Genomic DNA, 11,620 nt, shown 5'->3' with positions numbered 1-11,620 from the left:
CAGTACACGGGCCTGTTCGGCCTCGTGCCCTGCACGTACCGCGTCGTCGACATCGACGACGTCATCACGAACGCGCTGGGCACCTACCTGGGCGTGCGGCTCCTGCCCCTGTTCGCGCGCAACTCGCGCTTCATGGGTGCGTAGAGGTATCAAGAACGAAGCTAGTTAAGCGCGTTGCCCTGGAGCTTGACACGGTGCTAGCGTGCATACACAACTTGCTGGTTGTGTCTGTTGATCATGCAGTCAGGTTTTCAAGCTCTTCACAGTTGCGTGCGGGTGGAGGCGTCTAGGCCTCCTGCGATGAGGAGCATTCGGAGTTGGTAGTTGGCGGGGTTGCGGTAGTCTCTGGCGGTGCGTCTGCCTAGTTCGACGATTCCGTTGATGGCTTCGGTGGGGCCGTTGCTGGCTCCGGCTGTGTCGAAGTAGGCCAAGAAGGCGTCCTTCCACTTGCGTAGGGTTCGGCCCAGCCGAGCGATTTTGGGGATGGGACACGTTGGTAGGCTCTCGATGAGCCGGGCGGCCAGGCGTCGGTCTTGGGCGGGTGTGGCTTGATGGAAGACGTATCGGACTTGCTGGACGCGGCGGCGCACCTCACCTCGAGCGTCGCCAGCGAGCTTAACGATATGGAAGGCATCGAGCACGCTGGTGGCATCTTGGAGTTGATTGTCGATGGCGTTCTTGCTGTCCCTGGAAGGGATCCAGCGTCGCGATTCGCACCCCCGCACGGAAGTCTTCTCCACGCTCGGCCAACCAGTTCTCATGCGCGGTGCCAGACCTTCCCGGGACCAGATCCAGCAAGCGGGCCGTGGGATGATCCTCCCCGCGTGTCAGGTCCACGATGCCGGTGAGCTCACGTGGGCCCCGGCGGCGTCGGTCCTGGTGATGCCACACACCTCTCATCGACCCCCAGCACCCGCACCCCCGCAAAACGGGCAGGGTCATCAGATGCGGCTTGCAGGCACGGCTTGATATGGGACCACACGGTATTCCACGTGGTTGCGAGTTGTCCGGCCAGGCCAGCGATAGTAGCTCCCTGCGAAACGCAGTTGTCGGATCGCCCAGCGGATCGCCCGGGCGCCCAAACGCGCCCTGGGGGCACACACCGAGTGGTTCTGCTCAGTGAAGGTCGCGATCTGGCAGGTGTGTTCGCGGCATATCCATCGGCGTTTGTGCCATCGGATCCGCGCCGGGACCCCGGCCCAGGGCGCGTCGATCACCTCCACCACCACGCGACCGTGGCCTTGTGCGATCACCCCACAACCAGGGCAGCCAGCAAGGCAATCACAGGACTCTATGTCGAGCACCAGAGCCTGTAAGGTGCGAGCCACGCTCATCAGATGGAAGCCCTCCAAACCGACGAGCAGATCACACCGATCACAACGATCAAGCGACGCAGAGCAGCAGCAGGTAGGGTGAGACACCGCCCGAGGTCCCTTGACGACAGCAGTGGTAGAAGTCCGCTCATCATCAAGGACCTCGACCTCTACACGCAACCCCCGACCAACAACCGGTCACCCACACTCAACTCGGAAGAGCCTGTAAAATTGCTCCATGGGAAACTTCCATCTTGATTTCGACGAGAGTCTGAGCGGGCTACTTGATGATGGCGTCGAAGGTACACCGTTTGTTGGTGCGACGATAAGGATTGACCGTCACAAAGGTCTTGTTGTAGAGATTCCATATCTTCTCGGAACGGATAATCAACAGTTTGAACATGTGCGGCGGTGGTTCACTTCGCGGAAGGCGCCGACGAATATGGAGCTTCTGACTCCTGAGGGCTGTGTCAGTCTGTTTGGTATCACGTGGCTGGAACATCGTGAGTCGTACGGACGCGCAAATGCGTCAATAGGAAGGTTGCAGCCATCGGTTGCAGTTTTTGATTCGCGCGAGGGTAGCTTCGAGGATCCTCATCCTTATGGATGAATTGTATAGTTGGTTTGATGGCTTGAATGATTGGTCTGAGCTAACTGCTGTGAGTGTGAAGCCGTCGGTGGATGAGAGAAATATTCCTTATCAACTTGAGTTCATGTTACGGTCAGAGCCTGGGGTCGAATGGGTTCAAGGTGATGCGAGGATGCGCATTCAGCCAACTTGGTCTGAGAGTCCAGAATCAGATGGGTATCAGCGAAAACACATAATTTCTGATAACGTGTCAATTGTCAGTAGTTTCGATTCTGGTTCAAAGTGCTTTGAAGACCATTATCGCGAGCAGCAGAAGGTTCGTCATTTTATGACGTTCATGTATGGGCGACAGCTGTACTTTCGTCGGCATGCTCTCAGTGATGTTCAATTTTCGTACACCATTGGAGATGGGAAAGATCCAATTAGGCCGCGTGTTGAACTAGTCAGCTCGCGCACATGCGCTGAGTTTATTCGGGATGTCCCGTCTCGTAGTAGGTCAATAGATTTGCTCGCTAGCTTGCAGACTGTTGAGGCAAGCGGGATGAAAACTTGGGGTGAGGCGTATTGTGAGTGGGAGCGTTTTATTCTGCCTAGTGTGAATGTGCTTGGCCGCGAAGGTGTTTTCATGGAGGATGTAATCCTTTCGACCTCGATGAGCATGGAGGCGGCTGGTGAGTTGATTGGTGAGCGTGATGGGGAGGGTTGTTTGAAGGGGAGGGGGAGAAATCTTCCGATTGCATTGTGTGTTTATCGGTGTTTGCATGTTCTTGATCTTGAATTGCCGAGTGTGTTTGGTGGTCTGGCTGGAATGTCGAAAGCTATTGCGAATACATATAATGCAATTAAGCACTCGAGCCGTGGTAAGTTTCCTGATGTGCGAGAGGTTCGTGTGGTCTGTGATGTCAATAAGCTGGTTGTTAGGCTTCTTGCGCTATACATTGCGGAAGTGGATCCGAATCCCAGAATTCGGAGCATTGTCTCAAATAATTTCGATAAAATTGTTGAGAATATGTCGTATTGGTCTTTGAGTGTCGATGGGGATGGTAAGTGGTGTTACGGAGACTGAGTGGTATGGTCTAGGGCATTGGATTTATGGTACCGCTCGTGTTGGTGGGAGGGGTGGGCGCGAGGCCGACGAGAGCATCGGGTGAATAAAAAGGATGGTGGGGGAGTCGTCTTCAGCAGCCCCGTAAATGTGCATTCTCATGCAATGTCCTCGTGTGGTGTCCTTGTGGTGGGAATGGACCTATTCGTAGTTTCGAGGGTCTAGCGAACCCATGAAATGATCTCGGTTCATGGAGGTCGTCCAGAGCCGCGCTTCGGTTTTTATACGTTCCAAACGTTCGCCTGTCGGAGGGGTCGTACCACTTTGCCGCTTCAATCTTTGCGGCCTGTAGTTTGTGTGCTTCATCAAGGGCAGGGGCGAGGTCGGTATCCCGCGAGGCGAGGGTAACGACGTCGTAGCTGCCTGATCGGGCGAGCCTAACGAGTGCGAGGGCGCACATAACGTCAATGCCCTTTTCTCTGCGAGATGATCGGATCGGAATCTTATTTCCCTCCATCCATTCCCAGTTGTACTTGAGTGGGCGCAAAGTTACCGAGACGGCATTGTGATGTCCGTACTCCCATTGTGATTGTTGCTCAAGGTTGCGGCGGTAACCGTCAGGGTCGTCGTCGGGGATTGGGATGCCGCGGAAGACTTCGACTCGTGAAACTTCAACCTCATGTTGGCCATCCTTGTTACGTGCCTTCGCAAGTTGCTTCGCGAACCGAAACGGGTCGATCAGGCTCTCCTCGATAGGGCGGCCGGGCAGAAAGAGTTGGGCGGCTGTGAGGTGAACGTTCTGATAGTCGATGACGACGGCCATACGCACAGTCATTGTGACGCCTCCGGATAGAGTAAACCCCGCCAATCCCTAGGGATGACGGGGAGCTATGACAGGAAGCATAGCAGCTGTGCATGCCGTTATGCAAGACAATGTGCCGTGGATCTGCTGAAGGGTAGCGCGTGGATGCGCACAAGGAGGCCTTCCAGTGGGGCGCTGTCATCCGTCTGCCCGACTTCGTCACGCGCGAGGACTTCGACTGGGCGGTCCGCGAGGCAACAAAGAAAAAGAAGATCGACTGCTCGACAGCCGAATACCTCATGATCGACGAGGGCCTGTGTGTCCAGTGCCTGCACGTCGGCAGCTATGACGCCGAACCCGCCACAGTCGAGGCCATGGATGCCTACGCGCGCGAGCAGGGCTACGTGCTCGACGTGACGGACGAGCGTCGCCATCACGAGATCTACCTGTCGGACGCGCGCAAGGTTGCCCCCGAGAAACTCAAGACGGTTATCCGCCACCCCATCAAGCCGCTTGCGGATAGCTGAGGGATGGGGAACCGACGACGCGGCGCGAGGATCCTGCGCGGGTGGACATGGTGGCGCTCGCCCGGCGACGCGGGTAATGTTGGTCCGATCACAACCTAACCAAAGGAGAATATGATGCTTGTGGTGACGACTCCGACCGTCGAGGGTGCGCCGATTAAGCGTTACATCGGCATGGTGTCCGGCGAGACGATTGCCGGCGTCAACGTGTTCAAGGATTTCGGTGCCAGCCTGTCCAACATGTTCGGCGGCCGCGCCTCCCAGTATGAGGAAGAAATCGGCAACGCGTCGGCGACCGCCGTCAATGAGATGTGTGCACGCGCGCAGTCGATGGGAGCGAACGCGGTTGTCGGCGTGAAGGTCGACTACTTCACCGCAGGGTCTGACAACGGTATGCTTGCCGCGATCGCGACGGGAACGGCCGTCGTTCTCTGAGAGGAAGCCGCCGAGGCGGTGGCAGCCTGACACGTGAACCCGCCGGGTTGGTCACGGGCGACGATGCTCGAGGCCTCCCGGCGGGTCGTCGTCTCTGCGTTCCTGCGCTGTGGCTCGGCGGGGAAGGAGAACGAGCGGGCGATCAGGTGAAAGAGCATGGAAGCATCGCAACTAAGGCGATGCTAAATTAATATAGTGTACCCTATGGATTGGGTGGGGTAAAGCTCTTCACACATAGTGAGAAGAAAGTTGGACAGGTATAGGTCGAAGCTGCTCACGGCCCTACCCTTGACGCTGGGTGTGCTGTCACGATGCGTGCGCCTATGCCTAGTTGTCAACCAAGTGAGCCACTGATGTCCCATCGATCAATCACGGTACTGGCGCTGGTCGTCACCGGCGCTCTCGCCGCGACCACCGTCAGCATGCCGGCGGCCTTTGCGGCCGATGACGAAAACCACGTGCAATCCACCGTCACCCCGAATAGTGACACTCCCGCGCCCGAGGCCACCCAGGCCTCGTCGAATGACGCGCAATCGGGTGCCCCCGCGCCCTCCGACACCACGGACGAGGCCGGGGATGAGAGTGCGAGCATCACCCCGGAACCCGCGGACGACACCCCGACGACGATCATCGTCCAACTGGAGGACGGCAACGTCGGTATTCCCTGGTATAACCGCATCTTCGGACTGTCGACCTCAACGAAGCATGAGACGGTCAAGGACCGCATCGAGACAGCCGTCGAGTCATCCGTGCCCGGTTCGGAGGTCACGGACGTGCTCGACTACACGAAGGCTTTCGACGGTTTCGCGATCCAGGCCCCGGCCTCGTCGCTGGAGACCATCAAGGCCACGCAGGGCGTCAAGGCGGCCTTCATCGAGCGCCACCTCAAGCCGCTGGTCGTCGGGGGCGACACGGGAGCGAACGGCGTTGATGCCGTGAGCCCCGACCTGAAGAACGGCTCCTCCCTGGAGATGACCCGTGCGAACCAGACCTCGCAGAAGGGTGACAAGCAGGTTATTGAGGTCATCGACACGGGCATCGAGTCCACGCACCCGGCATTCTCTGGCCCCATGGATGACGTGCCCGTGCGCCTGTCGCACAAGGACGTCGAGTCCCTGGTCGGCACACTGAGCCACGGCAAGCAGGGTGCCTACCTGAACAAGAAGATTCCCTTCGCCTTCGATTACGCCGACAACGACGCGAACGTGCTGCCCACCTCCACCAAGGATCTCTCCCACGGCACGCATGTTGCCGCGATCGCCGCTGCCAACGCGCCCGACCTGCAGGGCACCGCGCCCAACGCCCAGATCATCGTCGCGAAGGTCGCCGCCGACAAGGACGGCTCGATCCCTGACAGCACCGTGCTGGCCGCCCTCGACGACGCGGTCATCATCAAGCCCGACTCGATCAACCTGTCCCTCGGCGACGACGCGGGCTGGGGCAGTGAGGCCGGGACCGTGTACGCGGAGGTCTACAAGAACCTCGCCGAGGCCGGGGTGAGTGTCAACGCGGCCGCCGGTAACTCGTACTCGAGCGCCTACTCCAACTACTCCGGCAAGGGGCTGCCGTACGCGACCGACCCCGACGAGGGCACGGTCTCGGAACCCGCGTCCTACGGGTCGACCCTGTCGATCGCCTCGGTCAATAACCAGGACGCTCTGCCCTACCTCACCTACGGAGACAAGCAGATCGTCTACCGCAAGTCACGCGGCCTCAAGGACGCCTTCGTGCCCAGCCTGCTCGACATCGACGAAGACACCTACACGGTCATCTACGGCGGCATCGGGGACGCGGCAGCCCTAGAGAAGATGGTGGCCGAACACCCCGGCGACCTCTCGACGACCATCGTCCTGGAGGACCGCGGCGGTTCGGACAGCGCGACTGGCGCGGACATGACGCACGAGGCCAAGGTCAGCGGCCTCACGAAGCTGAGCTCGAAGCCGGCCGCCCTCATCCTCGGCGACTCCCAGGACGCCGACACACCCTACGTGGCGACCATCGAATCCACGCACACGATGCCGACCGTGACCATCACGAAGAAGGAGAAGGACACGCTGATCGAGGCCATCAATGCCGCCGATTCCCACTCCATCTCCATCACGAACCCCCACGCGGGCCTCACACTTGCCTCCACGAACCCCACGATCTCCGACTTCACGTCGTGGGGCGTCACCCCGGACCTGACTCTTAAGCCCGAGGTCGCCGCCCCCGGCGGTAACATCATGTCCGCGGTCCTGGGGGGCGAGTACCGTTCGATGTCCGGCACGTCGATGGCCACCCCGCAGGTGGCAGGCATCACGACGCTCGTGCGCCAGCGCATGAATGAGGACCCGGCCTTCAAGAAGCTCTCTGCCTCCGAGAAGACTGCCCTCGTCTCCAATTTCCTCATGGGAACCGCCCACCCTCTGGTCGACCTCGAGCAGGGAGACGGCACCTACTACTCCCCGCGTCGCGTCGGCGCGGGTCAGGTGGACGCGCTGGCGGCCACGACCTCGTCCGTGTACCCGAGCGTGGTGGGGGCCGCGAATCCGTCGCGTCCCAAGGCTGACCTGGGCGACGGAACCGACGGGTGGACCTTTCAGGTGCAGCTGACCAATGTCTCCGATGACGCTCACACCTACACGCTCGGAGGTCAGGCCCTGTCCGAGGTCGTGGAGGGTGAGCTCTTCACGCAGCACTCGAAGAACTGGGCGGGAGCGGGTATCGATCTGACTTTTTCGGCTGACTCGGTGACCGTTCCGGCTCAGTCCAGCGCGAGCGTGACCGTCACGGTGACCCCTCAGGCGGCCTTCGCCTCGTACGCGAACGCCAACGCCCCCAAGGGCACGTTCATCGACGGTGCCGTCACCTTCACGAGCGCCGACGGGCAGCCGGGCCTCACGGTGCCCTACATGGGCTTCTACGGTTCCTGGGGTGCCCCAAATATCTTCGACGGCAAGTGGTACGACGGCACGACGAGCACCGCGCACGTCTGCTCCTCGACCCTCATGAACCCGGCGACGGACGTGCCCCTGGGCGCGCTCAACCCGCTGGACGGCCAAGACTCCACCGCCGTGCGCGCCGTCGACCCCGCGTACTTCATCATGTCACGCTCGGCCGCGCAGGAAGCGCCGAACAAGATGCTCCCGCGCACGTGCCTGCTGCGCAACACGCCGAAGCTGACCTACACGTACACGAACGAGGCAGGGGAAACCGTGCGCTCCTACACCTTTGAGCGCGCGAAGAAATCACTGTTCAACTACTCCTCGGGCGCGATCCTGCCCGTTGAAAGCCAGGAGGGAAACAACCCGATTTTCGACGGCTTCGACAAAGACGGCAACGAGTTGCCCGACGGCCGCTACACGCTGACCATCGAAGGATCCTCCGTCGCGCCCTCTTCCACGACGCAGCAGGTGACGTGGGAGTTCACGCTGGATACTCAGGCCCCCACGATCTCGAACGTTGCGGTGACCGGCGAGGGGGATGGTCGCGTTGTGTCCTTCGACGTCTCCGATAACTCGCCGCTGGCCGGTATCGCGTTCTCCGAGTCACCCACGTCTCGTCACTACTACGACGAGAAGGAAGCCGTGGGCGCGAACCGTCAGCCCGACGGTACCTACTCCAAGCACTACGAGATCGCCTGGAAGGATCTGGTCGACCGCGCTGATTCCTCTGATCCGGCGACCTCCTACCTGTACGCGTGGGACTGGGGTAAGAACCAGACTCGCCAGCAGCTGCGCTTCCAGACCATCCCGATGACGTCCCTGACCCTCTCGCCCGCCGAGACCACGGTCGTTGCGGATGACAAGGTGATGCTGAACGCCGCCTACGAGCCGGCGAACGCGAACGTCACCGACCTGGTGTGGTCCTCCTCGGACGAGGCCGTGGCCACCGTCAGCGACACCGGCGAGGTCAGCGCGGTGGGCGCGGGTGACGCGACGATCACCGTGACTGACGCTGCCCAACCGACTCTGTCGGCCTCGGCCACCATCCACGTGCGCACGATTGCTGAGGACACGGGTATCGAGATCTTGCAGACCTCCCTGTCCGTGAAGGCGGGCGAGGAGGCCTCGGTGAAGGCGTACCTGGCTCCCTCCCTGGCGGGTGCCGCGGTGACCTGGAGCATTGAACCCGCCAATCTGGCGACCGTTGTGGCTGGCACGGATACGACGAGCGCGACGCTGACGGGCGGCGACCACGCCGGTACTGGCACGCTGAGCGCATCCGTGACCTCGGGCGGCGCGGCCAAGTCCGCGCAGATCCCCGTGACCGTGCGCTCCGCCGACGCCGACGACTTCGAGATCGACGAGAACGGCGTGCTGACCGCCTACAAGGGCAGTGCGACCGACGTTGTCCTCCCCGAGGGCGTCACCGACATCGGCGAGCGTGCCTTCGCGAACTCCTCCGTGGAGAACGTGACGATCCCCGCCGCCGTGCGTAGCATCGGCAACGAGGCGTTCATCTACTCCTCGCTGAAGACAATTACCTTCCAAGACGACGTGGCCGCGCCCTCGCAGCTGACGTCGATTGGCGAGAGAGCCTTCGCGCACGTGTCGCTGGAAACCCTGGCCCTGCCTCGTTCCGTCACGACGATTGGTGCTGAGTTCATCGACTACAACAAGGCTCTAACCTCGCTGTCCTTCGGCGCGAAGGTCTCCGCCGAGTCGATCACCTCGGGCTACGCCGAGACGTCCGCCCTGACCTCGGTCGATGTCGATAGCACGAACCCCAACTACGAGTCCGTGGACGGCGTCCTGTTCTCTAAGGACCACGCGCGTCTGATCATTTACCCGGCGGCGAAGAACCCCGGCGGCTCCTACACGGTCCCGGAGGGCACGACCGAGATCGCCAACAAGGCCTTCGCCGAGGCAGGTATCGTGACCGTCACTCTACCGACCTCGTTGCGCACCATCGGTGACGAGGCCTTCCGCCTCTCCGCCCTCACCGCGCTGACCCTGCCAGAGGGCTTCGACACGGTGGGCACGTGCGCCTTCTGCCTCGCGGCCAGCCTCGATACCATCGACCTGGGCGGCACTGTCACGATTAAGGGCAGTGCCTTCGAGGGAGTGGGAGCCAAGAACGGCGTCAATTTCCGTTCCGACCTGAACAAGCTGACGACTATCGGAGACTTCGGGTTCAGCCGGACGGGCATGAAGGCCGTGACCCTGCCGGATTCGGTGACCACGGTCGGTGAGCAGGCGTTCTCCGACAGCACGGGTATCACCCAGTTCCACCTGGGCGCGGGCGTGACCTCTTTCGGCGAGACCGCTTTGTACAACGACCGCAACATCGCGACCCTGACCGTCGGTGCTGGCAATCAGGTGTTTTCGGCCGATCAGAATGTCCTCTACCGCAAGGGGGCAGACGGCCTGCACCTGATGCTCTCCCCGGCGGCTAATGCGATCACCGACTACGCGGTGCTCGCGGGCACGGTTGAGATCGGTGCGTCGGCGTTCGCCAACAACAAGACGGTGACGCGCGTTGTCCTGCCCGAGGGTGTGACGACCATCGGCGACGAGGCATTCGCCGGCTGTGCGGCTCTGACCGAGCTGGTCATCCCGAATTCGGTCCAGACATCGACGGGCGTCGTGGGCAACTCCCTGGAGATGGTCGAGTACGGCACGAAGGTGCGCTCGATCCGCATGGAGGGCAGCTGGGTGCCGATGCCTCGTCGCATCGTCGTGCGCGGTGGTGAGGACGGTTCCTTCGTCTACGATGGTCGCCCGACGAACGGACGCCGCGAAAGCGCGTTCTTCGGCGAGGGCATGACCTCCGTGTCCTTCGGCGTGGACGTGCCGCGAGTCCTCTTCCTGCCGTCCACGCTCACCCGCCTGGATCTCGAGCAGGACCTGAGCGATGAGAAGAAGGCGGACACGCAGGTGTACGTCGCCGGTGCTGAAGGCTCGGCTGCGTGGAACGTTGCGAAGGCAGCCATGGAGGCTGCGGGCATCGACGTGTCGCAGCTGCATGCCTACACCGCGCCGTCCGTGACGCTGTCCGGCACGGGCATCGCCGAGGCCGGGGCTGGGTACACGCTCACGGGCGCGGCTGGCTCTCCGGTGGACGTCACCGCCTCGGTGACGGGTGGCATCGCTGGTACGTCGCAGGTTCGCGCCGTGCAGGTCGGTGCGGATGGCACCGAGACGCTGGTTCGTGACTGGACCGCAATGACGGATAACGGGGAGCGCGCTCCCGAGGCCTCCGCGACCTTCCCGTGGACCCCGACCAGCAACGACGTCGCCCTGCGTGTTGAGGTGCGCGACGCCTCGTACGTGACGAACAAGGTGCGCCTGGCTATGCCGGGTGCCCCCGAACCGACGCCCGATCCGGCACCCAACCCGGATCCGGCTCCTAACCCGGATCCGGCTCCCGTGGAGGGTGAGTGGGTGAGTGACGGGCGTGGTTGGTGGTATCGCTGGGCCGATGGGTCTTTCCCGAAGGGCACCGTGCTTGTGATTGGCGGATCCGTCTATCGTTTCGATGAGTCTGGTTATATGCGCACCGGTTGGGTTAGGGATCAGGGGTTGTGGTTTTATCACCAGGCGTCGGGTGCTCAGGTTGTGGGTTGGGTGAAGCAAGGTGCGTCGTGGTTCTACCTCGATGAGACCACTGGAGTAATGGCCACCGGCTGGCTGCACCTTGGCTCATCGTGGTTCTACTTGAGTTCCGAAGGTGTTATGACGACTGGTTGGGTCAGGGTTGGCGGATTGTGGTTTTTCCTTAACCCCGATAGTGGTGCGATGGCCACGGGTTGGATGATGATTCGTGGGTCGTGGTATTACTTTGATCCGGCCGATGGTGTGATGGTTACTGGTTGGTTGCGGATTGGTGATTCGTGGTATTTCTTGAAGGAGTCGGGTGTGATGGTGACCGGTTGGGTGTGGATTGGGGGGACGTGGTACTTCTTCTCTGATTCGGGCCAGTGGAGCTGAG

The 11,620-nt window shown here is 61.4% G+C and carries 7 protein-coding genes and 2 pseudogenes; 6 read left to right on the top strand and 3 right to left on the bottom strand.

Annotation, left to right across the window (positions count from 1 at the left end):
- Positions 1 to 144, top strand: a pseudogene (locus QZ149_RS09415) (VanZ family protein); the annotation flags it as partial.
- 116 nt (positions 145 to 260) lie between these two features.
- On the opposite strand, the gene QZ149_RS09410 reads toward QZ149_RS09415, so the two are convergent.
- The gene (locus tag QZ149_RS09410) at positions 261 to 761 is read right to left on the bottom strand and encodes a transposase (RefSeq protein ID WP_291451176.1); all 501 of its coding nucleotides are present in this window, start codon (positions 759 to 761) and stop codon (positions 261 to 263) included.
- 180 nt (positions 762 to 941) lie between these two features.
- Positions 942 to 1,334 (bottom strand): transposase family protein, encoded by a 393-nt coding sequence (locus QZ149_RS09405; RefSeq protein ID WP_291451175.1) that lies wholly within the window; start codon positions 1,332 to 1,334, stop codon positions 942 to 944.
- Between the two features lie 217 nt (positions 1,335 to 1,551).
- On the opposite strand from QZ149_RS09405, the gene QZ149_RS09400 reads away from it, so the two are divergent.
- Positions 1,552 to 1,923, top strand: coding sequence for a hypothetical protein (locus QZ149_RS09400; protein WP_291451174.1), 372 nt, complete (start codon positions 1,552 to 1,554; stop codon positions 1,921 to 1,923).
- Positions 1,916 to 2,968 carry a hypothetical protein gene (locus QZ149_RS09395; protein ID WP_291451173.1) on the top strand — a complete coding sequence of 351 codons (1,053 nt, stop codon included), beginning with the start codon at positions 1,916 to 1,918 and terminating at the stop codon, positions 2,966 to 2,968. Before QZ149_RS09400 ends, QZ149_RS09395 begins: the two co-directional genes overlap by 8 nt.
- Positions 2,969 to 3,080: 112 nt before the next feature.
- On the opposite strand, the gene QZ149_RS09390 is transcribed toward QZ149_RS09395, so the two are convergent.
- Positions 3,081 to 3,770 (bottom strand): NYN domain-containing protein, encoded by a 690-nt coding sequence (locus QZ149_RS09390; RefSeq protein WP_291451172.1) that lies wholly within the window; start codon positions 3,768 to 3,770, stop codon positions 3,081 to 3,083.
- Positions 3,771 to 3,910: 140 nt separating this feature from the next.
- Between QZ149_RS09390 and QZ149_RS09385 the strand changes: the two are divergent.
- The 3 genes and pseudogenes from QZ149_RS09385 to QZ149_RS09375 all read left to right on the top strand — a co-directional run.
- Positions 3,911 to 4,276: pseudogene (locus tag QZ149_RS09385) on the top strand (GyrI-like domain-containing protein); the annotation flags it as partial.
- 114 nt (positions 4,277 to 4,390) lie between these two features.
- Entirely contained in the window at positions 4,391 to 4,708 is a 318-nt protein-coding gene (locus QZ149_RS09380; protein WP_291451177.1) for a heavy metal-binding domain-containing protein, read from the top strand.
- 353 nt (positions 4,709 to 5,061) lie between these two features.
- Positions 5,062 to 11,619 (top strand): leucine-rich repeat protein, encoded by a 6,558-nt coding sequence (locus tag QZ149_RS09375; RefSeq protein ID WP_291451169.1) that lies wholly within the window; start codon positions 5,062 to 5,064, stop codon positions 11,617 to 11,619.
- Position 11,620: the final 1 nt, after the last annotated feature.

It is taken from the genome of Actinomyces sp. ICM47, assembly GCF_905369875.1.
Lineage (GTDB): Bacteria > Actinomycetota > Actinomycetes > Actinomycetales > Actinomycetaceae > Pauljensenia.
The sequence above is the reverse complement of the archived record's forward strand: the minus strand, read 5'-3'. Positions and strand labels throughout refer to the sequence as shown.